Raw genomic sequence first — 22338 nt, 5'->3', positions numbered from 1 at the left:
TGATGCATGAGTGGGGCAAACCGGCAAGCAGTGATTGTCGACGGACTTCGAACTCCCTTCGGCCGCGCGCATGAGCAAAAGGGAGTCTTTCGCGCGACGCGGGCGGACGAACTGGCTGCACATTGCTTGCGCGCGCTAATCGCGCGCAACAATCTCGATCCGCAACTTGTCGACGATGTCATCATCGGCGCCGCTTTGCAATTGGACGAGTTGTCGCTAAACGCCGCGCGTCAAATCGCGCTACTGGCCGGGCTGCCAGTGACTTGCCCGGCGGTGACGGTCAATCGTTTGTGCGGCAGCAGTCTGCAGGCGTTGCACCAGGCTGTGCATGCCATTGAAGCGGGTGCTGCTGATGTGCAAATCGTTGCAGGAGTGGAACGAATGACGGGGCAGTTGCCCCCGTCACCGGCCGTTTTTCATCCGCAACTCTCCGCCGTCACTTCCCGCGCTGCGCTTTCGATGGGCCTGACGGCGGAATTCCTGGCGCAGCGATTTCGAATCTCGCGCGCGGAACAAGATGCCTGGGCGCTGAGGAGTCATCAATTGGCTGCGGCAGTTCACCCGGTCGCTGGTCTATTGCCTGAGATTCTGCCGACACCTGCTTTGAGTGAAGCGGGAACGTCATTCATGGCGACCACCGATCAAGGAGTGCGGGCCGACACGAGTCTTGCCGCGCTCGCCAAATTGCCGCCAGCATTTTTGGCCCGGGAAGGTACGATCACCGCCGGCAATAGTAGCCCGCGCAATGACGGCGCTGCGGCGCTGCTTGTTATGTCGGCCGAACGGGCCCGCGCGTTGGGATACCAGGCACTGGCCCGGGTTCGCGCGACGACAGTGGTCGGCATCAGTCCAAGTGAAATGGGTCTGGGGCCAGTACCCGCGATTGCCAAAGCACTGCACCAAGCCCAGCTTTCGCTCTGCGATCTCAGCACGATTGAACTGAACGAAGCCTTCGCAGCTCAGACGCTGGCCTGTATTCGCCAGGCCAAGTTGAATCCGAGTCTCATCAACGGCCGAGGCGGGGCCATCGCCATCGGTCATCCGTTGGGTGCCAGCGGAGCGCGGTTGATAATTTCCCTGATTCACTCTCTGCATTTAAGTGGCGGCGAGTTGGGCCTGGCAGCCATGTGCATTGGCATGGGACAAGGAATCGCCACCGTGATCGAGCGAAGTTAGCGCTGCGGTAGTCCGCAGTGGCATTTTTGCGCCGGGCCGCAATATCTGAGCCCGACATGCGTTAGTGTTGGCAGCGATGGACAACCTAAGCCAACCTCTCACAGCCGACGAACTGCTGGCGAGCTGGGTGCGCGAGCACTCTGCGGCTGTGCGCGGCTACGCGCTGGCCTTGGTGCGACGGCCCGACGTGGCCGACGACGTGCTTCAGGAAGTTTTTCGCCGCGCTTGGCAAGTGCGGGATAGTTTTCGGCAGCAGGGGCAGGATCGGGCCTTTTTGATTCGCATTGCGGATCATCTGGTGTGCGATCGGGCTCGCAAGCTGGGCTGGGAACTCAATCTCGACGAGTCGGGCTGGCAAGGGCATGAGCCAGCTGACGAAGCGGACCCCGTCTCCATTGCCGAGTGGCGTGAAGCAGAACAAGACCTGGCCGTTGCGCTCGAGCAGTTATCCGCCGGTCAACGGCGGGTGCTCTTGATGCGATATTTCGGTGGGCTGGAGTTTGCCGAAATTGCCGAGCAGATGTCCTGTCCGCTCAATACCGCGCTCAGTCATTGTCGCCGCGGCTTGCAAGCGCTGCGGCGATTGCTGGTGCACCATCAACCTTGAAGTCGGCACTTTTACCTTTTAGTTGTCTCCTATGAACGATCATCTCAGTACCGATCAACGCCGGCTGGAACTTGCGACGACGCGGCAATTGCCAAGCATCGCTTCGCTCGACGCCAAGTTGACTTCCGAACGCCAGGCATGGTTAGCTGTCGGCGCAGCGTTTGAAGAAGTTGGCCGCACCGGCTTGGACGAGCAGGCTCTGCTGGCCAAGTTGCAGGGGGAACTCATTAAGGCTCCCACACCGCCTGTTGATTTGCCTGCTGAGCAAATGGATTGGTCGTGGGGTGCGGTAACAGTCGCCGCGGTCGTGCTGATTGCCGCTACCGTCATCGGTGCTATCAGCCAGCGATCGGCCAAAAATCCGGTCGAGCAAACGGTGCAACAACCCAAGTCTGGCCAGCCCATTCAACTCCATCGCGAGCGAAGCCGGCCCGACTCGCCACAGGTTGTGCGGCAGCAGCCTGCCGCGATCGATTCGCCAGTGGTTGCAGAGACAGGCACTTCGTCTTGGGACGATTTGGACGCAGAGATTCAAACGACATACACTGCGCTGCAGGAATTGAGCAGTCAGTCCCCAGGCGTCGATCAATCTCTGACCGACTTCGACGCTCAACTGAAACGACTCTCGGCCGACATTGCCGGCGAGTCACTTTAATCGCCGCTGGTGTTGCCCACCTCACCCTCGAACAAGTCCGATTTCGGAGAACCTGCGATGCGTCATTCTTACTACCTGGCGATGAGCGCCGCTCTGCTCGTTGCCAGCAGCGTTGTGACTGATGCGCAAGACGCCAAGTCGGATGTGAAGCAGCCCGCTCCGCCGCGCTCGGTTCGTGAAGGTGATGCTCCACAACCGCGGGGCGAAGGCGGGCCGCCGCCGCGTCGATTTGAAGACGGTGGACCTGGTGGCCCCGGTCCGGGTCCGGGAGGTCCACGCTTTGGCCCAGGGGGAGAGCGCGGGTTCAATCCACCGCCGCGAGACGGGAAGCCCGGCGATCGCCCCCCGCCGCGCGAAGGTGGCCCCGGCGATCGTCCACCTCCACCCCCTGGCGGTCCGTTTCGTGGCCCCGGAGGACCTGGAATGGGCGGCCCAGGTGGTCCAGGCATGCTGGGGCCTGGTATGGATTGGCAACGACTGGAGCAGCACGACCCCGAGATGTACGCGCTGATGAAGTCTGATGTTGAACACGAGGAGAAAAGTCTGGAAATCTCTCGCAAGATACGGCAACTTCCGCGCGACCAGCGGGTTAAATTGGTAGAAGAATTGACGACAGTTCTTAACGAGCACTTCGATGTTCGTCAGAAACGCCGTGAGTTACAGGTCAAACGGATGGAGGAAGAGCTGAAGAGGCTCCGCGAAGCCGTCACCAAGCGAAATGAAACCCGCGAAGGGATTGTGCGGAAGCGATTGGGCGAATTGACTGGCGATGACAGCGATCAAGACTTCTAAGCTCGCTCGTTACGATTGAGTTTCACCTGCCTTACTGTTTGGGCAGGTGATCCGTTCTGTGTTTTCTTCTGGTAGTAAACCGGCAGCGATTGCCAAGTGCAATCACCTCGTCGGCCGGGAATGTTCTGCGCACTGACAAAGGCAAGGAGTAGGTTCGATGCAACGATTTTGGCGGACAGCTGCGGTGCTCGCATGCTTGTTCGGAGCAAGTGCTCCGGCAAGCTGGGTAGCAGCTGATGAGGCGGAAGAAGTGGACTCGGCGGCGGCTGCTCAAACCAGCGAAGCGACCGATGAAAAGAGCTTCGCGAACTTTCAGGGCGGCCCTCCCCGGCGCGGTCCAGAACATCGCGGTCCAGAACATCGCGGTCGTGGTGGAGATCATGGTTCTGCGCACGCCGGCTCATCGGCGGATCGAAAGATTGCCGACCTGGAAAAGAAAGTTGACGAACTCGAAAAGGAACTGCGCGAGCTGAAGCGAAGCCGCAGTCCCGGCCCGCCGGGTTTCCGGCCGCCGATGGGTGCTGCTCGCGGCCCGCAAGGTTTCCGCGGACCAAGCCCCGGCAGCTTTGGCCGTTGGCCGGGTGGTTTTGGTCCCGGTGGTTTTGGTCGTGGACCCAGCCACTTCGGTCGCGGCCCAGGTGGCTTTGGTCCCGGCGGTTTCCGCTCACCACCGCGCATGACACAACGTGGCCCTGGTGGTCCTCCACCGGGCCGCGGCGATGCCGGACGTGGTGAAGGTGATCGACGCCCCGAAGGGCGCGATGATGAACGTCGTGGTCCCGATGCTGAACGTCGTGGTCCCGATGCCGGTCCGCCTCGTGGTCGCGGTGGTCCTCCGCCAGGACGTGGCGATGCCGGACGTGGTGAAGGTGATCGTCGTCCCGAAGGGCGCGATGATGAACGTCGTGGTCCCGATGCCGGTCCGCCCCGTGGTCGCGGTGGTCCTCCACCGGGCCGTGGCGATGCCGGACGTGGTGAAGGTGATCGTCGTCCCGAAGGGCGCGATCGCGAAGAAGGTGGCCGTCGTCCACCACCGCCACGCGACGATGAAACCCTCTCGTTCTAACCTGCAGAGTTACTCCTCGCGCACGGCGTGAGGAATTTGATGAAAATCAGGGCTTCGCGGGGACAACCACCAGCGAAGCCTCTTTCATTTCAATCGCGAGGCCCAGGGGCTTGAGCGCGGCCGCGAGCAGATCTTCCATCGTCACATCTTTGACATTGAAGCTCACTTTGGTCTGCAACTTGGGAGTGAGCGCGGGATCGTATTCCATCTCTTTGCCAAGTTCCTTGGCCATGCGTTTGACGATGGCACCTGCTGGCTGATTCTCCACCCGCAGCGAATAGCGTTTGTCACCGGGAACAACTTTGGCAGTTCGCACCGTCTCGCCACTGAGCATGCGGTCGATCAGTTCGTGATCTTCGTACTTGCCAATGACGACCACGCCATCGGTTGTTTGCCGAATCTTGAGCTCGGGGAACTTCTTCATCAGTTGCGAGGCCAGCGAGCCATTGGCGCTGCGCCAGGAGTACTTCTCTTCGTAGTCAACCTTATCCGGCGCCGGCACGATGCGCAGGCTGCTGCCATCGGCGCTTGTTTCAAACGTGAGATCGAAACCAGCCAGGATCAGTGTCATTCGATCGGCCAGCGTGAGGGGCGGGAGCATCTTCGCGGGCCATAGGTCGTGCGGAATCGCTTCGGGATTGACGAGCGTGGCGCCAGCTTGCTGCGCGAGTTCGCGCATGAGTTCGCGGGGTTCGGCCAAGGCCGGAATGATGAGCGGTGCGGAACGAGCCCGCTTCGCCCGCTCTTGTGCCGATTGAGTTCCGACCTGCTGGCGCTTGACGGCTGCCAGCGTGGCTAGCTTCTCTGTCGTTGCTGGCGGGCCGATATAGACGACTGGTCCGACGACCGAGCGACCGAGCCGGTATTTCTCACACAGTTTATCCAGCGTGACATCGAGCGGAAGATCTTGCGATTCGAATTGCAATTTCTTGCCGGGATCGACGCGGCGATCGAGCCAGATAGCGACGCGCTGATTGTTCGAAAGATTCGTGAGCGCTTCGCGGGCGGGATTATCGCCCCAGTTGATTCCGAGCGGTAATTCCAGGGCCTTTCGAAAGTCGAGACCGATCCGCCAGTCGACGTCGGCCGCGCGGGCCACACGATCGGTGCAATCGCTGCCAAACCAACCGCCACAGATCGACGTAGTGAAACCGACCAGCAGAACGAGGTGCGGCAGTCGCCAAATTCGACCCCGAAGCGAGCGCTGAAGTGACAAAGTTCTGCCTCCTTTTCCTATCTTGCGGCAACCGTGCCATCGCGGAGAACGAAATTCGCCGCAATTGCCCCTGGCCTTCGGTTGTTGATCACAGACGCTCTAATTAGACTCAAAGCACGGCCTCACCGCGACTGCGATTGAGCTGAGTTTGACCGCTGCTGAGAGACGGAATGGCCTGACGTGACCAAAATTCCCACCCGCGCACCTCGACTCGATCAGTTGTACCATCGGTATCTCGATACCGAGGAATCAGCTGGTTTTGTTCAGGGAGTGTCGGAACATTACCTGCTGTCGACTCTCGAACGCCTAGCCAATTACGGTCAGCATGTTTCGCGACGTGCGGCCGTGCTCGCGATCAGTTTTCTGGGTGACTATTCGCACAATGCGACCCTCGGCCGCGCGCTGCACGATCACGATCGCGCCGTTCGTTTGCTCGCCGATAACGGCATTCGCACGCTTTGGCTGCGAGACGGCAGCGAACAGCAGCAGCAATCGTTGCAAGTGATCTGCCGCCTCAACGATTCACAGCATCATGCCGAAGCCATTGAAGCGGCCGGGCAGTTGATCGACGAGGCAGCCTGGTTCGCCGAAGCCTGGAATCAACGGGCCATCGGTTACTTCGCCACGCAGCGGTGGGAAGATGCCGCCAACGATTGTCACCAAACACTTGAGATCAATCCCTATCACTTCGGCGCTGCCGTCGGCATGGGGCACTGCTATCTCGAAATGGATGACCCCTTTGCCGCGCTCGAGTGCTTTCGCCGCGCGGTGAAGCTCAATCCCGACCTGGAAGATGTGCGGGCGCAGGTCGATTACCTGCAGCGGACACTCGAAGGAAAGTAACTTCTCTTGCGGCGCTAATTTCCTGCCGCGAGTTAGTTTCCTGCGGCGCGCTGCAGCCGATAGAAGGCTTTGACCTGAAAAGCTTTCTTCTCGTGCTTGACGAGAAACTCGTGCAGCTCTTTCGCGCTGGCCGTGATTCGAATCGACTGCTTGCGCGGTTCAACGTTGGGATCTGCGGTGGCGGCTTTTTTGACGACACCTTTCAATTCACCGCGCCCGATCGCAGCAGTGATGAAGTCGCGGTCGAGCGCATGAACCAGCACACGGTTCGCGTTGACGAAGGTGTAGCGGAGAATGAGGTAGTCGGCCGCGTCGGAATTGGGATCGACTTTCATACTCACCAGCCGCTGCTCGCCGATGCGCGTGCCATAAAATGAAATTCGTTGCACGTCGATGCTACCGCCATCGTTCAACTGCAAGGCCACCATCTCATGCACCAGCTCTTTGCCCGCGAGCCGGCCAATGGCAAACCGCGGCGGGTGTTCTTCGTCGGCTGCAGGTTCAGCGGGCTTCTCTGCTTTTTCTTTGGGCTCTTCAGGCTCAGCGATGACATCCCACATGCCGAGCAATTCTTCGTCGATCTGTGACGTCGCTTCATCCGAGAGCGGATGCTGCGCGACGGGAATTGCCTCGCAACCGGCAACGAGCAAACTGGCAAACGCTAGACTGAAAACGTAGATCAACCGTGGCCGTGAGAGCATAACTCGAACCCTAGATGAAGAGGAGGTTGCGAGAAGACTAATTTCAAGAGCCTGCCATCCCTCGTTTTATTCCCCGCCTGCCGGGCTAAACTGAATTCTATTCACTTCCACACTGCAATGCTTCGCTTTTCGTATGACCGCACACCCTGCTGACGATTCGACAATTCCCGACGACCTGGCCCGCTATGCGCGCCAGTGGCGGTTTGCGCCCCTGGGCAAAGAGGGGCAGCGGAAGCTGCTTGCCGCCCGGGTGTTGATTGTGGGCTGCGGCGCGCTGGGCAGCGTGCAGGCGAATACGCTGGCCCGCGCCGGGGTCGGGCAGTTGCGCATCATCGATCGCGACTTTTTGGAACTGAACAACTTGCAGCGGCAAGTCCTCTACGACGAAGACGATGTCGCGGCGGGATTGCCCAAAGCGATCGCCGCCAAGAACAGGTTGGCGAAAATCAATTCCCAAATCGAAATCGAAGCCCACGTCGCCGACCTCGATCATACGAATATCGAAACGCTGATCGCGGGTGTCGATCTGTTGCTCGATGGAACCGACAACTTCGAAACGCGCTATCTGCTCAACGATGCCGCAGTGAAGTTCAACATTCCGTGGGTCTATGGGGGCTGCCTGGGGGCCGAAGGTCAAACGCTTACTATCCTTCCTGGCGAAACCCCTTGCCTGCGGTGCTTGATGCCCGATACTCCGCCGCCGGGAAGTTCGCCGACGTGCGATACCGCGGGCATCTTGTCGCCGATCATCAACATTGTCGCTTCGTGGCAATGTTGCGAAGCAATGAAGATTCTTAGCGGGCATCCAGAAGCCATCAGCCGGACATGGACCATTTTCGACTTATGGGATGCGACGATTCGGCAGATCAATCTCGGCAAAATGGACCGCGCGCAATGCCCCACCTGCAGCGGCCAAGAATATCCCTGGCTCAACGGCGAGCGGGGAAGCCACACGGCGGTTCTGTGCGGCCGCAATGCCGTGCAACTCAGTTTTCCCGATCGACAGAACGTGTCGCTAGAGCAGATGGAAGCGAAGCTGCAGCCGTTCGGCACGGTCACTCGCAACCGCTATCTCGTGCGAGCGACCATCGGGAGTTTTCAGCTCACCATTTTTCCTGATGGTCGCGCCGTGATTGGCGGAACCGAAGAGATCTCCGAAGCGAAATCTCTCTACGCGCGCTACATCGGTAACTAATCGAGAGATCGCGCGAAATAACTTCCCGAAATAAAGAAAGTGGATGGCTGCCAGGAAAGCCGCCTGATTGGCAAGCGGAGAGTGACGGGAAGTTGCTAACCTGGCGACCTTAAGACTGCAGTGCGGCCCGGGCTTCAAGGGCCAGTTCGGCCGCGGCCTGCGGAGTATCGGCGAGGGCGGTGAGATGCCCCATTTTGCGGCCGGGGCGGGGCTCGGCCTTGCCGTACAGGTGCAGCTTGATATCGGGATGGCGCAGAGCCTGATCCCAGCGCGGAGAGTTGGGCTGCCAGACATCGCCGAGCAAATTGACCATCGCAGCGGGGCGATGCTGACGAACCGAACCGAGAGGCAGGCCGCAGACCGCGCGTACCTGCTGTTCGAACTGGCAACTGACGCAGGCATCGATCCCAAAGTGCCCGCTGTTGTGCGGCCGGGGAGCAAGTTCGTTCACCAGCAGGCGATCGTCGCGGGTGACGAAGAACTCGACGCAGAGCACGCCGACCACGTCAAGCTTCTCGAAGATCGTGCGCGTGATTTCAATCGCCTCGTTCGCCACGCGTTCGGAAACCGGCGCGGGGCAGATCGAAACATCGAGAATGTGATTGCGGTGCGAATTGTGAATCGGGCCATAGGCCACGAAGTCGCCATCGCAGCCCCGGGCACCGACGACGGAGATCTCGCACGAGAAATCGACGAACGCTTCGAGAATGCTTTCTTGCCCGGCGAATTTCGGCCAGAGCCCGCTGATCTCTTCTGCCCGCTGAATTTTGGCTTGTCCCTTGCCGTCGTAACCCCAGTCGGCCGTTTTCAGCACCGCGGGATAACCCGTGTGTGGCAGCGCGTCGCGCAGTTGCTGCTCGTTGTGAATCGCGTGATAGGGAGTGGTGCCGATTCCCTGCTGACGCAAAAAGTCTTTCTCGCGCAGGCGATTCTGCGTCACGTGCAGCACATGCCCACCGGGACGAACCGGCGCGAACTTCTCGGCGGCGGTCGTGGTGGGAGACGGAACGTTCTCGAACTCGAACGTCACCACCGAGACGCCTTGAGCAAACTTCTCGATCGCATCGAGGTCGTCGTAGTTGGCCCGAATTTCGACGTCGGCCACCTGGCCGGTTGGGGTGTCGTCGTCGGGCGACAGCACGTGGACGCGATAGCCCATGCGCCGCGCGGCAATCGTGAACATCCGGCCCAATTGGCCGCTTCCTAACACCCCCAGCGTACTGCCGGGCTGAATGACTTTGGACATGGTGAACGTGCGATCACAGAGCGACGAACAGCTACGAAACAGCGGCCAAAACAGGGCGCAAACGAAGCGTAGATTCTGGCCTATTTGGTGCGTTTGCGACAGTGGCGAACTGCGTTAGCTTGGCCGCGATTAAGGATTCGCCAGTTTCATCGTCCAGTGGGCTTCTCGTTCGTCTCGCTCAGCGAGTTGGGTCCGGAGGTAACCCACATCGATCAGCCAACCGGCGAGGAGGATAATCGCGAGGGACCAGCCCAGCCAGTCGCGCCAGGCGAACTTGGCCGGCGGCAGATCTTCGGTCTTAATCAACCGTCGTCGCCACAACCCGGCGACCGTCGTAGCCACCACGAACAGGCTCGCCGCCGAGAGCAAAACGAGCGGCGGAGCGAGCAAGTACCGCTCGTCCCAATGACCATGATTCACCACGTCGACCCAGACTGGCTCCGACCTAATGACGATTAGCCCGGTGAGGTCCGGTTCGTATTCGATGTAGTCACGTTCACTCCCAAGGATTACTTGCAAACGGTAACGTCCCGTGGCGGGTGGCGCTACGTACTTGCGGACGTCGAAATGATACTTCTCAGTTTCGCCGCGCTGCAGGTGGCTGCGGTAAGATGTTCCACCGCGTACTAGATCCACATAGTTGGAATTCGGCACTGGTTGATCATGGACATCTTTCAGTTCCACACGCCACTGCGACAACTGATCGTAATTCCGCTCCTGGGAGTGGACGTGATGCACAAGTTGATTGTCGACGTCAACATTCTGGAGCAACACTTCAATTCGGTGACTGGCCAGTTCGTAGCCACCGGGGCCTTGGGCCCCGGGACCAACGGTAATCTTGAGCGGGTCCGGTTTTCCTTGTGCCCGTCGTAAGGCAGTTAACTCGGTGGTGTTCTCTGGAACCCAGCTTCCCGCTACTAAGGTTTTTTCTTTCAGATGGAGTTCCAACTCGGTTGACAGGCCACGCGTGGCCATCTCCGTCAGGCAGCAGGAATACTCAGGTTGGTCTGTGTAGATAACAGTCCTGTCTTGCTGAAGACTCCTGTTGAATCTCGCGAGTAAATCCTGGTCGTTGAACTCGCGTAGCTCCTTGAGGATTTGACGCCGCCGCAGCGATTCGGGAGTTGGTCCCTTGTTTCGATCGAAGGTGAACCAGTGATTATTCCGCTGCGTCGCGAGTTCCTCTTGAGCGCGGTGGTGCTGCACGCCCCAGCTTACGGCCACGGCGGCGAGGAAGATCAGCCAGAAGAGATCGCGGAGCGTCAGTTTCACGTGGGTCGCCTGCGAGCCAGTTGTGTTGCTGGCATCTTAACCCAGCCTGGCCAGTGATCGCGAGCTAGGAAACCCGAAGCGTGAGCGAGGCGCGTGCTGATCGCGGTGAAGAGCCGTCGCGATCGTTAGACCATTCGCTGTTGCCCTCGCTATGGTGCCGCGCGAGTCATCTCAACGAATCACGAGAGAAATAGGCTTCCGGGCCTCCCGCTCGCTTTCCTCGCTGACGCTTCGGGTTTCCTAAAGTTGCGGGATTCGCACGTTTGGCGTCAGGAGGATTTTCGGGCCGTCGCCGGGCGGCTGAAGACAGGGTCAACTGGCCCGAAAAACCTCCCGACCCCGCCGCAGCTGGTTTGCCAGCGTGAATGGTTACAAAACCTTGGTAACAGTGACCAGACTAGTCCCTGGTCGCGCATCTAAGTAGAGCGGGAGATCTTTGAAAATTCGGTAGAATTTTGTGATGAATGGCACACAAATTGCGTATTGTGGTGGCGAAAGTTCGACGTAAGTCAGTAATGAGTGGCTGTTGACTATGGCGTCGAGTTTCGCCTTGTGGGATTGGCGAATGGGTCAGAAGTTGAGCCAGGTTACCAGCGGGGCTGAGTGCAAAACGAGCCATTCTGGAAATTGAATCTGAAACTTTTCGGCTGCAAATGTGCGTAAGTCAAAGGCTGGTAACGGATTGTCGAATGCGCGAAAACGAGAATTATGGAAATTTCCTGCCAGCATTCGCGCAAGTCGATGCTGGGCAACTGGTTGGTGATTCGCAAAAGTTTCCACAAGGGAGAATTTCCGAAATTTCAGGCACTATTCGGCCAGAAAGTGACGGCAACGAAGAGAGAGTGGCGCGATGGGCGATCGGTTCCCACAGAGCATTGAGTGCGGGCTCAAGGGACGGTTCGTCGCCACTAAGCCACCGGGTAGGGCAAAAGCCAATAAACCACCGCCGCAGGGGCGGTGGCGAAGGATTGCCAGCGAATGACTAGGACTTCTCGCCCATCAGTTGGGCAAGCTTGCCTTCGATCGAATCGGCCCAGATGCGATAGCTCTTCTCGTTGAGGTGGAGCAGGTCGGGCATGATTTCTTTGCTGAGGGTGCCATCTTCGGCGACGAACTTGGGCCCGATGTCGAGAAAGAAGACCTGCTTGTCGTCGGCCAGCTTGGCGATGATCTCGTTGGCAGCCGTGTTGACCTTGCGGCGGGGGTCGTCTTTGTTGGCACCGCGCGGGAAGACAGCCAGGACGAGGATCTTGGTCTCGGGAAGCTTGGTCTTGAGCTTGTCGACAATGGCCTTCACCCCTTCGGCAATTTGTTCGGAGCTGTTGCTGCCCGAGTTATTGGTGCCGATCATCAGGACGGCTGCCTTCGGCTTGATGCCGTCGATGTTGCCGTGGTCGAGCCGCCAAAGGACGTGCTGGGTGCGGTCGCCACCGATGCCGAGGTTCACGGCATTCCGCTTGGCATAGAACTCTTCCCACACCTTCTTGCCGGCACCTTCCCAGCCTTGGGTGATGGAGTCGCCGATCAGCAGCAGGTCGACTTTCCCTTCCTTGACTCGCTTATTGAAGTTCTCGTGGCGCATCATCCAGCCCCCTTCTTTGGGAACGGGAACGACGGCGTCGTTGGGCTTGGCTTCAGCTTTCGCTTCGGCCTTAACTTCAGTCTTGGCTTCTTGGCCGACGAGCGAAGCGGGGAGTAGAGCGCCTGCGAAGAGCAGGGCCAATAATAGGGCGCGGCGCGAAACAGTCATGCGAGTCATCTCCAGGAGAGGAACCGAGGTGGGGACCATAACAGGGCAGTAAACCGCGGACATGGCCACGGAATATGTCCCACGATATCTGCTGCAATTGCTGGGTCAATCAGCCGGTGGGAGGGAAGTAATCGTTGCAGGCGTTACGACCGCACGTTTGTCGGGGCTGCTTTGGGAGAAAATCCACCCTTGCGGCTATCCACAAGCTAGGGTTGCGAGCTTGAAGATTTCGCCTTGAAGAATTGGTTGACTTTTACCTAAACGACTATTGGCTCGGCATTCCACTTGGCGGTAGGGATCCGGTCGTCACCTCACGATTTGGTCTATATCCATGACTGCCACTGAATCACTCGCCGACTGCGTCTGGATGCTGTTGTGCGCTTGCCTGGTGATGCTCATGCAAGCGGGCTTCTGTTGCTTGGAAACCGGTTTGGTCCGGGCCAAGAACAGCATTAACGTCGCGATCAAAAATCTGTTCGACTTCTGTATCGCCAGTTTGCTGTATTGGGCCGTGGGCTTCGGCCTGATGTTCGGCACCAGTTATTACGGGCTGTTTGGAACCGATCACTTTCTGCCGGAAAGCGGCAGTGGCTATTGGTTGCTGTCGTTCCTCTTCTTTCAGTTGGTCTTCTGCGGAACGAGCACCACGATCATCAGCGGCGCGGTTGCCGAACGGATGCGGTTCTCGTCCTATGTCGTGATCAGCGTCCTCGTGAGCGGACTCTTCTATCCGATCTTTGGCCACTGGGCTTGGGGCGGATTGCCGGGAACCGACAGCTTCGGTTGGTTGCGGAAGCTCGGCTTCATCGACTTTGCCGGTTCAACAGTGGTTCACTCGCTGGGTGGCTGGTTGTCGCTGGCTGCAATCCTGGTCCTGGGTAAACGGCAGGGACAGTTCGAGCCAGGCAAGCCGCCGATTCATGGTTTCAATTTGCCGCTGACAACGCTCGGCGTGTTCTTGCTGTGGTTCGGTTGGTTCGGCTTTAACGGGGGCAGCACGTTCGCCGTGAATGCCTCGATTCCGACGATTCTGCTCAATACAAACCTGGCTGCTGCCACGGGGGGTATTGCCGCACTCGCGGTTGCCTGGCCCATGCTGCGCCGGCCCGATGTGCCTCTGCTGATGAACGGTGTGCTCGCCGGATTAGTTTCGGTGACTGCCAGTTGCAATATCGTGGACCCTGCCGCGGCCTTGGCCATTGGTGCCATCGGCGGAGCGCTGAGCGTGTTTGTCGCGTGGCAATTGGAACGATTCAAAATTGACGATGCGGTGGGTGCTGTGCCGGTGCATGGCTTCTGCGGCGCTTGGGGCACATTGGCCGTGGCGCTGTTCGGCGATGTGTCGACCTTTGAGAGTGGCTCGCGCGGTTGGCAACTGCTGATTCAAAGTGCCGGTGTGCTCACCTGCCTCGCTTGGGGTTTGGGATTTGGCTATGTCGTGCTCTTCGGCGTGAATCGCCTGATGCGGTTGCGAGTCACAGCGGCCGAAGAGTTGGCTGGACTCAATCACTCGGAACATCAAGCGTCGACTCCGCTGGTCGATCTGCTGCACGAGATGGAAGATCAGCGTTTGACGGGAGACTTCACGCGGGCTGTGGAAGTAGAACCGCACACTGAAGTGGGGCAGATTGCCCTGCAATACAATCGCGTCGTCGAGCGGGCTCAAGATGAAATTCGGAGTCGCGAAGAAGTGATGCAAGCCCTGCGGACGGCCGAAGAGAAGTATCGCAGCATTTTCGAGAACGCGGTCGAAGGAATTTTTCAAACGACTCCCGATGGTCAGTACTTGAGTGCGAATCCCACGCTCGCGCGGATCTATGGCTACGAGTCGGTTGGCGATATGCAGAAGGCGATTCGCGATATTCAGCATCAGTTGTATGTCGACCCGAAGCGCCGGCAAGACTTCGCCGATCAAATTAAAGCAGAAGGTGTGGTGCGGAATTTCGAGTCGCAAGTCTTTCGCGCCGATGGCAAGGTGATTTGGATTTCGGAGAATGCCCGCGTCATTCGCGATGCGCAGGGCAATCTGAAGTACTACGAAGGCACCGTCGAAGACATCAGCGAGCGGAAGCAAGGGCAGGAACTGATTCAACAGAAAGAAGCGGCGCTTGCCGCCAGCTCGGCGAAGAGTGAATTCCTCGCCCGCATGAGCCACGAGATTCGCACGCCGCTCAATGGTGTGATCGGCATGCTCGAACTGCTGCAAGGGACGCACATGTCTCAGCAGCAGCAGCGCTATGCCCGCGTGGCGAAGAACTCGGCCGATACGCTGCTGACATTGGTCAACGACATTCTCGATTTCTCAAAGATCGAAGCCGGTAAGCTGGAACTCGATCATACCGATTTCGATCTGCACGCTCTGCTCGAAGACACCGCCGAACTGTTCGCCGAACGGGCCGCCGACAAGGGGCTAGAGCTCGTCTGTCACATCTGTCCCGAGTTGCCGGCCAGTGTGCATGGCGATCCCGACCGGCTGAGGCAGATCGTCGTCAACCTGCTCAACAACGCGCTCAAGTTCACGACGCGTGGGCAAGTGGTGCTGCGAGCCACGCTCGATGAGAAGCAACCAGATGGCGGCGAAGAGCACGTGCAGATTCGCTTCTGTGTCGAAGATACCGGCATCGGCATTCCCGCCGATCGGACTGACCGATTGTTCCGCTCGTTCTCGCAAGTCGATATTTCGACGACGCGCAAGTACGGCGGCACCGGGCTCGGCCTGGCGATTTGCCGCGAACTCGTCGGACTCTTTGGCGGCGAAATCGGCGTCAACAGCGTGCTCAACAAGGGTTCGCAATTCTGGTTCACATTGCCGCTGAAGAAGCAACCGCTAGAGCAACAGCGCCGGCTGATCATGCCGCAAGAACTGGCCAACATTCGCGTGCTGGCCGTCGACGACAACCAGACCAATCGCGAGCTCCTACACGAACAATTCGGCAGCTGGGGCCTCGCGCTCGAAAGTGTCTGCGGCGGCCGCGAAGCACTCGAAAAACTGGCGATGGGCAAGAGCCAAAATCGTCCGTTCCAACTCGTGCTGCTCGACTTTAACATGCCCGGCATGGACGGACTCGAGTTAGCCCGAGCCATTCGTCTGAATACCGACTACGAAGCGGCGCGCCTGGTGATGCTCAGCTCTTCGGGCACGCTGTTCGACGATCCTCGGCTCGCTCGGTCAGGCCTTTCGGCCTGCTTGCCGAAGCCAGTTCGCCAATCGAAGCTGTTCGATATCGTGGTCGAGATGTTCGGCCCCCAACGCGCAAGTAGTACGAAGCCGCTCAACGCCCCTGTGCGAAGTAAACCGGCAAAAAAGCGGGATACGAAGATCCTGGTCGCCGAAGACAACGAAGTGAATCAACAAGTGGTCTCGGAGATTCTGGCCGCGGCCGGCTTCGATTGCCAACTCGTCTCGAATGGCCGCTGGGCCTTCGATGAAGTTCAGAAGCAAGTTTTCGATCTGGTGCTGATGGATTGCCAGATGCCGGAGATGGATGGGTTTGAAACGACTCGTGCCATCCGCACAAACGAAGCCAAAGACGACAACCAAAAACGGCTACCGATCATCGCGCTAACTGCCAACGCAGTTGCCGGCGATCGTGAACGTTGTCTCGCGGCGGGCATGGATGGCTACGTTACGAAACCGATCAATCCCACCACGCTGATTGACGCGATTGAGAACCTGCTAGCTCAAATCGATCGACCAGCAGAAGGAGCGGTTGAAGGAAAAGTCGAAGTCGCCGCGACTTTGGCCGCAGTTCCCGAAGCTGACAGCCAGGCACCGGTGATTGCCGTCGTGGATGTGCCTCCACTTCGCGCCCGTTGCATGCATGACGACAGCTTCTTGCAGCGTGTGCTTGGTAAGGCTTTGGTCCGGATTCCCGCCGATGTCATGAGCATTGTGGCCGCGGCGGACCAGACAGATTTCGAAGCACTCTCGCGAGCGGCCCACGCCCTCGCCGGGATGTCAGCCAACCTGGAAGCCCATCAATTGCTGATTGTGGCCCGCGGGTTGGAAGATCTCGCCAAGCGACGCGAGACCACGGAGCTACCGGCGCTGCTTGTCGAACTTCGACAGGCGGCGACGCAAACGGAATCGGCGCTCGAACAGTTACAGAGAAGCCTGGTCACTGAATCGGGCGTTGCCTAAGTGTTGTTTTACGGAAGAGTATCTGGGGCAGGACAGATATGCTTGCATTAATTGTCGACGACGACGAAATCGCACTCGCGATGCTCGAGCACACGCTCAAGCGTTCGGGGTTCGAAGTGATCACGGCCAGCAATGGTCGCGAAGCACTCGAAACCCTGCGTCAGCATCCCGTTCGTCTCGTCATCAGCGATTGGGATATGCCCGGCATGACCGGCCTCGAACTATGCCGCGCGGTACGCAGCGGCGAGTTCGAGCAATACATCTATTTCGTGCTCCTCACCAGTCACCGTCGCAACGACGAGATCGTTCAGGGACTGGCGGCTGGGGCCGACGACTTTATCGTCAAGCCGTTTCATCCGCCGGAGTTGATCCTGCGCGTTCGCGCGGGCGAACGAATCTTGGGATTAGAAACCCGCGACGTCACGATCTTTGCGCTAGCCCGCCTTGCCGAAAGTCGCGATACCGATACCGGCGAACATCTCGAGCGCGTGCAAAAGTACTGCGGTTGCTTGGCGCGGTATTTATATCAGCAGGGGATGTTCCAAGTGGAGATCGACCGCGAGTTCATCCACCTCATTCAGCAGACCAGCCCGCTGCACGATATTGGTAAGGTCGGCATTCCCGACGCAATCCTCCTCAAGCCGGGTCGTTTCACGCCGGAAGAGTTCGACGTGATGAAGCGGCATACAAAGATCGGGGCCGACACGCTGCAGGCAGCGCTCGACAAGTATCCCGGTGCCAAATTCCTTCGCATGGCCCGCGATATTGCCCTCACGCATCACGAAAAGTTCGATGGCACCGGCTATCCTCAGGGGCTAGCCGGCAAAGACATTCCCCTCTGCGGCCGCATTGTGGCTGTGGCCGATGTCTACGACGCGCTGACGACCAAGCGAGTCTATAAAGATGCCTTCCCGCACGAGCAGGCGGTGCAGATGATCGGCGAACAAGCGGGCCGCCACTTCGACCCGCAAATTGTCGATGCCTTCCTCGTCTGCAGCGAAGCCTTCCGCGAAATCAACCTCACCCAGCGACCGGAAGCAGTGCTCAGCACCTATGAAACGACGCACCGGGCGGTGATGGTGTGATGAAGACTGGTTGAAGATACCGCGCGCGAACCACGCTTGTTCAGCAGCCTGCGCCAGCCTAGAGTGAAAGATAGGAATAGCACGGACGCTTGCCGAGCGACTGCCAACGGAACGCTCGCCCGGCAACAGAGGCAACGCTTATCGCGCGCAAGCGCACCACTCTCTTCTATGGCCAGTATCTTCGATTCACTCCGCGGTATGTTCGCGGACAAGCGAACCGACATCGGCGAGCGCTTTCAGATCTTGCGCGAAGCGATCAACGGCACCATGTCGAATTTTCACATGGCCCTCGATCACACCACCGGCAAAACGGTGGGGCTCAAGATTCTCGACACCGAAAAGACCGCTGTCTTCGAAGCTCGCTTCAAGGGTCTCAACAAGCCCAGCGAAGGGAAGATCGCGGCGCAGCTGAAGCATCCGCGGATTGTCGATACGTTCGAACACGGCACCGCCAAAGATGGCCGGCAATACATCCTGATGGAGTTCGTTCCCGGCCTCGGCATGAACGTACTGCTTAAGCAGGGCGAATTGAAGCTCGTGGGGCATCATCATGAATTGGTGCGCGAGATGGCCGAAGCCCTCGATGCGGTGCACAAGGCGGGCTTCATTCACCGCGACATTTGCCCGCGCAACTTTATCGTCGCGCCCGACTGCAAATCGCTCAAGCTCATCGACTTTGGACTCACGGTGCCCAATCAGAAAGAGTATTGGCTCCCTGGCAATCGCACGGGGACTCCGCTCTATATGGCCCCCGAGATTGTTCGCCGCAAAACAACCGACCATCGCGTCGACATCTTCTCATTCGGCGTGACCGCCTATCAACTGTGCGCCGGCGAGTTCCCCTGGCCTTCGGGCGACACGACGGGCAAGGGTGCTCTGCAGCACGATGCGAAGCCGCCGCAAGAGATTCTCGAGCTTGTCCCCAACCTAAACCGCACGCTGGCCCGCACGATCATGCAGTGCATTCAAGCGGACCCCAATGCCCGGCCAGTTTCGTTCGACGTAATCGTCAAGACGCTGAAGCCGGTGAACTCGGATACTGTGTGACGTGCAGGCTCACTGCGAAATTTCGCCGCCGCCAATCGTCGCCATGCCTTGATAGACGCCCAGATCGATGTGATCGTCGATGCGGCGAACCGAGCCATCGCCCATGACAAAGTGCGTACCGCCAGGATGGAAACTAGTGAAATCGTCGAAGTGATGGTCGTGGTGATTCGGGGTGTGATCGGCTACACCGACGATGCGGAGCATTCCTTCGTTGGCCGTCGGCACCACGCCTTGCCACATACTGCCGCCAAAGCGGCCGTGACGTTCACCCACAAGCAGCGTGTTGCTTAAGCCGTCGGTGATGCTGGCAAAGCGGGTTTGGCTGAGGAAAGCGAACGCGCCGTTGCCAGCTGCCGGATCGTCTTCCACTTCATTCGAGCCGAACATGCCGATGTAGTTCGAGCGCGAGACCGAGAACAACGGCGTGCCGTCGTCGATCGAGTGCCGATGAACGGCCCCATCCTCCTCGTGTTCGTCTTCGTGCTCTTCATCTTCGTGATCATGGTCATGGTCGTGATCGTCATGGTCGCCACCCGACCCAAGCAGGAACCGCTTGGGACTGGGGTCAGATGGGCAGAGGAGCAGGTTCAGCACTTGCTCGCGCGCCTGCTGATTCGCGGCATGCGAGATCGGCAGATTGCGATTCACCAGGTTCTGCAGCGGCGTCTGTTCGAGTTGTGGCAGAATGCTCACGGTCCAGCCCCAGCCGGGCGTTCCTTCGGGTGCATCGGCAATCCAACCGGGGGGAAGTCGGTCGTAAGTATCGTGGTAGTTGTGCAAGGCCAGACCGATCTGGCGAACGTTGTTTTTGCACTGGGCACTACGGGCTGCTTCGCGAGCGGCTTGAACCGCAGGCAACAGCAGCGCCATGAGGACGCCAATAATGGCAATAACGACCAACAGTTCCACCAGTGTGAAACCGCGCAAACGGTGACGCAACATCGTCTCATACTCCCGGCAAAAAGCGATTCACTCCTCGACTGGAACAAAGTCCAAGTCGGTGCGTCGCTGGAAAAAGGCTGAACAATCAGTGCCGGCTATCGACGCGCCTTAAGCACGACCATCGATGAGCCGAAGGTTCGACTGAGGTTACAGCCTGCTGGGAGGACCGCGCCCTTGATAGACGCGCGGTGTAAGCGAAGCGATCTGCGACTCGCGCCGAGTTGACACGGGAGCACAGAACAATTGAATTGTGACTGCCGGCACCAACGTGCATGGCAGTGCCGCTTGCGATTGATGGCGACAGAGTGTGCAGTGGTCGCAGGGTACGTTGGGCTCGACCGGACCTGTTTTCGTATCAGCCGGCATTCCATCGGCGGTCTTCTCGACCGGAGCACGATCGCTGCATTGATGGTGCCCGCAACTGTGCTCGTGTTGATGCGCTGTGCACGACTTAGGCTGGCAAGCTTGATGAGTGCAGGTCTCGTGCGAACCATGCGAATGCGGCAGTTGTGCAACGATCGTGTCCGCCGCCAGAATGGCGAGACAGAGAAACGCCGTTGCTCGTAAGTGCCGCGATTGCATCGAAACCTAAACTCCAGAACTGCCTGGTCACCGCTCCTGAGTATCTACTATTCGCGGACGCTCGTCAAACGCCTAGCAATTGCATTTCCATGAACTTTGCGTGAAGTTGTCCGGATTATCGGCACTTGCCCCTCGTTTGCACCATTCGATTCGCTTCTCACTCTGGCTCAAATCTCGCGATCCGCGCCGCTAGCACTTCCCAACGCTTCACCCCCAACCTTAAACCGTCTCGATATACATTCCCCGCCGCCGCCGTTCGTCGCGCCGCACGTTGTCAATCATGTTCGCAATCCGCTTCACCTCGTCGATGCCCCGGATCACCAGCTTTGGGTCCGATGTATCAGTCGACAGAATCTTAATAGTCCCCACCCCCAGCATCCGCTCGATAAACGTCTGATGGTAAGACACGTCGTCGACATCAATCACTTCAATACGGTTTGTCGACTGGCTGAGAATCCCCACTTTGTGCACCAACCGCTGGCTGGTCAGTTCGTAACTCATGCCAAACCGCAGATAGAGATAGTAGAGAAACAGACCGCCCCACAAGGCAACTGACCCCAGCCCGACAAACAGCCAGATGGCGCCGGCTGTGGGAATGGCGAAGAGTACCCCTGCAATAATCCCGGCCACCGTCACCAGTGCCGCCAGCAGCCAATGTCCGATCATCGCCTTGGGGGAGAACCCGCCAGCCCACAGGTGTGTTTCGGGCTCATCTGGCGCAGCACCGCGCCCTTTAAGGCGATCCATAGGAGTTGGCGCTGGACCAGTGGCCCCGGTTGGCACCGAATCGTTCAGTCGTTGCCCGCACTTGGCACAAAACAGAGCGTCGGCTGGCATCTCAGCTTGGCAAGAGGGGCAATTCATGGCGGCAGTTCCTTCGTCGAACGCTGTCAATCAAGGGAAAATTAGTTTCCGGGTTATTCGTTGCTTGCTCGCGATTATAGCGGGCACTGGCCAAACAACAGCCACGGCACTTCCCTCGCATGATTTCGCCCTCTGCTATCCTGGCTGGCCAAGTCTCCAGGCAGCGCTGGCTCGCGCTCAGTTGCTAGCGAAGCGCGAGCAGGCAATTTTGAGTCACGCAGATTCGCTAATTACTTAATGTGCGTCTTCAGATGTCCTCTCCCCCGGAAAATCTGCGCGAGCCAGTCGTATCTCCGCAGCCGACATTCTTGCTGGTGGCCATGTCGCTGCTGATGATTGCCGGCTGCGCGGGGCTGGCGGGACTGCTGTTGTGGATCACGACCGATACTTCCAATCCCGCAGCCGGAGGAATTGCCGCTTTGGGTTGCCTGGCCGCGCTATGGCTTGGATTGTTGCAAACGCTGGGAACCTTTCGTCCGAGTCGAGCGAAGGCCATTGATGCAGCAAATTGGGAAGTGGGAGTGGCGGCCCTGGTGGCGATGCACCTGGCAGTGCTGCCCATGGTTTCTGCCCAGGTGATTGGCGGGCTGTATTGTCTGGTCTCGGTCGGGCTGATCGTGAACCTGGCGCTTTTGAGTTGGCTCAATCTGCGCTGGGCCGACGAACTGCGGACTGCCGGTTTGCAGCCCGCCGTGTGGTGGCGCTTTTCGCTTCGCGAATTGTTGGTCCTCACGTTGGCCTCCGCAATCCTGCTTGGGGCTTTTCAATATGCCCAGCGCAAGCACGCCGAACCGGCTCCCTTGCCCGCGTCTATTACTACACCTGGCACTTTGTGAATCTGGATAAGTAACTGGGCAAATTGGCCCGCGATAGCAGCCTTCGACAGCTTATCCACCGAATAACCGGAAAAGATTTTTTCTCAAGGTGGAGAGAGGAAGTTGTAAAGGATTTGTGGGGAGTGAATTTCTGCGGCTTGCCGCAGGGTCATTGCCGCCATCTTGTTGCGCTCCGAACGCCGATTCGTCAAGTGCCAAGATGGCTTTTCTTTCCCTAGATCGGCAATTTTGCGGGTAACGGAATTTTCATGAATTTATTGACAGGAATGGTGTCGAAGTGATACTCTAACGCCATCTTCATCAAAAAGGGTGATTCCAACCC

General features: G+C 58.6%; 18 protein-coding genes. 11 read left to right on the top strand and 7 right to left on the bottom strand.

Annotated features, from left to right (window positions below):
• The first annotated feature begins 6 nt into the window (after window positions 1–6).
• The 5 genes from ETAA8_RS05845 to ETAA8_RS05825 all read left to right on the top strand — a co-directional run bounded on the left by ETAA8_RS05845 (window position 7) and on the right by ETAA8_RS05825 (window position 4296).
• Window positions 7–1176: a thiolase family protein gene (locus ETAA8_RS05845; protein WP_145086230.1), complete on the top strand. Its 1170-nt coding sequence runs from the start codon at window positions 7–9 to the stop codon at window positions 1174–1176.
• A 76-nt stretch (window positions 1177–1252) separates the two neighbouring features.
• Window positions 1253–1783 carry an RNA polymerase sigma factor gene (locus ETAA8_RS05840; RefSeq protein ID WP_145086227.1) on the top strand — a complete coding sequence of 177 codons (531 nt, stop codon included), beginning with the start codon at window positions 1253–1255 and terminating at the stop codon, window positions 1781–1783.
• A 31-nt stretch (window positions 1784–1814) separates the two neighbouring features.
• The gene (locus ETAA8_RS05835; protein ID WP_145086224.1) at window positions 1815–2438 is read left to right on the top strand and encodes a hypothetical protein; all 624 of its coding nucleotides are present in this window, start codon (window positions 1815–1817) and stop codon (window positions 2436–2438) included.
• Window positions 2439–2495: 57 nt separating this feature from the next.
• A complete protein-coding gene (locus tag ETAA8_RS34380) occupies window positions 2496–3230 on the top strand; it encodes a hypothetical protein (protein ID WP_202921586.1) in 735 nt (244 codons plus the stop codon).
• A 157-nt stretch (window positions 3231–3387) separates the two neighbouring features.
• On the top strand, window positions 3388–4296 hold the full coding sequence (locus ETAA8_RS05825) for a hypothetical protein (protein ID WP_145086221.1): 909 nt from the start codon (window positions 3388–3390) through the stop codon (window positions 4294–4296).
• Between the two features lie 46 nt (window positions 4297–4342).
• On the opposite strand, the gene ETAA8_RS05820 is transcribed toward ETAA8_RS05825, so the two are convergent.
• Window positions 4343–5512 (bottom strand): STN domain-containing protein, encoded by a 1170-nt coding sequence (locus ETAA8_RS05820; protein WP_145086218.1) that lies wholly within the window; start codon window positions 5510–5512, stop codon window positions 4343–4345.
• Window positions 5513–5692: 180 nt separating this feature from the next.
• Here ETAA8_RS05820 and ETAA8_RS05815 point away from each other — a divergent pair, with 180 nt between their 5' ends.
• The gene (locus ETAA8_RS05815; RefSeq protein ID WP_145086215.1) at window positions 5693–6355 is read left to right on the top strand and encodes a tetratricopeptide repeat protein; all 663 of its coding nucleotides are present in this window, start codon (window positions 5693–5695) and stop codon (window positions 6353–6355) included.
• A gap of 32 nt (window positions 6356–6387) precedes the next feature.
• Here the strand turns inward: ETAA8_RS05815 and ETAA8_RS05810 are convergent, their stop codons facing one another.
• The gene (locus tag ETAA8_RS05810) at window positions 6388–7056 is read right to left on the bottom strand and encodes a hypothetical protein (protein ID WP_145086212.1); all 669 of its coding nucleotides are present in this window, start codon (window positions 7054–7056) and stop codon (window positions 6388–6390) included.
• Window positions 7057–7189: 133 nt separating this feature from the next.
• Between ETAA8_RS05810 and ETAA8_RS05805 the strand changes: the two genes are divergently transcribed.
• The gene (locus ETAA8_RS05805) at window positions 7190–8251 is read left to right on the top strand and encodes a ThiF family adenylyltransferase (RefSeq protein WP_145086209.1); all 1062 of its coding nucleotides are present in this window, start codon (window positions 7190–7192) and stop codon (window positions 8249–8251) included.
• Window positions 8252–8360: 109 nt separating this feature from the next.
• On the opposite strand, the gene ETAA8_RS05800 is transcribed toward ETAA8_RS05805, so the two are convergent.
• The 3 genes from ETAA8_RS05800 to ETAA8_RS05790 all read right to left on the bottom strand — a co-directional run bounded on the left by ETAA8_RS05800 (window position 8361) and on the right by ETAA8_RS05790 (window position 12519).
• Window positions 8361–9497: a 5-(carboxyamino)imidazole ribonucleotide synthase gene (locus ETAA8_RS05800; protein ID WP_145086206.1), complete on the bottom strand. Its 1137-nt coding sequence runs from the start codon at window positions 9495–9497 to the stop codon at window positions 8361–8363.
• Window positions 9498–9626: 129 nt separating this feature from the next.
• The gene (locus ETAA8_RS05795) at window positions 9627–10769 is read right to left on the bottom strand and encodes a hypothetical protein (protein ID WP_145086203.1); all 1143 of its coding nucleotides are present in this window, start codon (window positions 10767–10769) and stop codon (window positions 9627–9629) included.
• A 982-nt stretch (window positions 10770–11751) separates the two neighbouring features.
• On the bottom strand, window positions 11752–12519 hold the full coding sequence (locus ETAA8_RS05790) for a platelet-activating factor acetylhydrolase IB subunit (RefSeq protein WP_145086199.1): 768 nt from the start codon (window positions 12517–12519) through the stop codon (window positions 11752–11754).
• 331 nt (window positions 12520–12850) lie between these two features.
• Between ETAA8_RS05790 and amt the strand changes: the two genes are divergently transcribed.
• The 3 genes from amt (at window position 12851) to ETAA8_RS05775 (ending at window position 18792) form a co-directional block, all read left to right on the top strand.
• Entirely contained in the window at window positions 12851–16660 is a 3810-nt protein-coding gene (gene amt / locus ETAA8_RS05785) for an ammonium transporter (protein ID WP_145086196.1), read from the top strand.
• Window positions 16661–16698: 38 nt separating this feature from the next.
• On the top strand, window positions 16699–17745 hold the full coding sequence (locus ETAA8_RS05780; protein WP_145086193.1) for an HD-GYP domain-containing protein: 1047 nt from the start codon (window positions 16699–16701) through the stop codon (window positions 17743–17745).
• Between the two features lie 168 nt (window positions 17746–17913).
• Window positions 17914–18792, top strand: coding sequence for a serine/threonine protein kinase (locus tag ETAA8_RS05775; protein ID WP_145086190.1), 879 nt, complete (start codon window positions 17914–17916; stop codon window positions 18790–18792).
• Window positions 18793–18801: 9 nt separating this feature from the next.
• Here the strand turns inward: ETAA8_RS05775 and ETAA8_RS05770 are convergent, their stop codons facing one another.
• The gene (locus ETAA8_RS05770; protein WP_145086187.1) at window positions 18802–19734 is read right to left on the bottom strand and encodes a DUF1559 domain-containing protein; all 933 of its coding nucleotides are present in this window, start codon (window positions 19732–19734) and stop codon (window positions 18802–18804) included.
• Between the two features lie 801 nt (window positions 19735–20535).
• Entirely contained in the window at window positions 20536–21180 is a 645-nt protein-coding gene (locus ETAA8_RS05765) for a PH domain-containing protein (protein ID WP_145086184.1), read from the bottom strand.
• Window positions 21181–21431: 251 nt separating this feature from the next.
• Between ETAA8_RS05765 and ETAA8_RS05760 the strand changes: the two genes are divergently transcribed.
• Entirely contained in the window at window positions 21432–22016 is a 585-nt protein-coding gene (locus tag ETAA8_RS05760; protein WP_145086181.1) for a hypothetical protein, read from the top strand.
• Window positions 22017–22338: the final 322 nt, after the last annotated feature.

Origin of the sequence: Anatilimnocola aggregata, from assembly GCF_007747655.1 — a bacterium.
Lineage (GTDB): Bacteria > Planctomycetota > Planctomycetia > Pirellulales > Pirellulaceae > Anatilimnocola > Anatilimnocola aggregata.
This window is presented reverse-complemented; position numbering and strand designations above follow the sequence as displayed.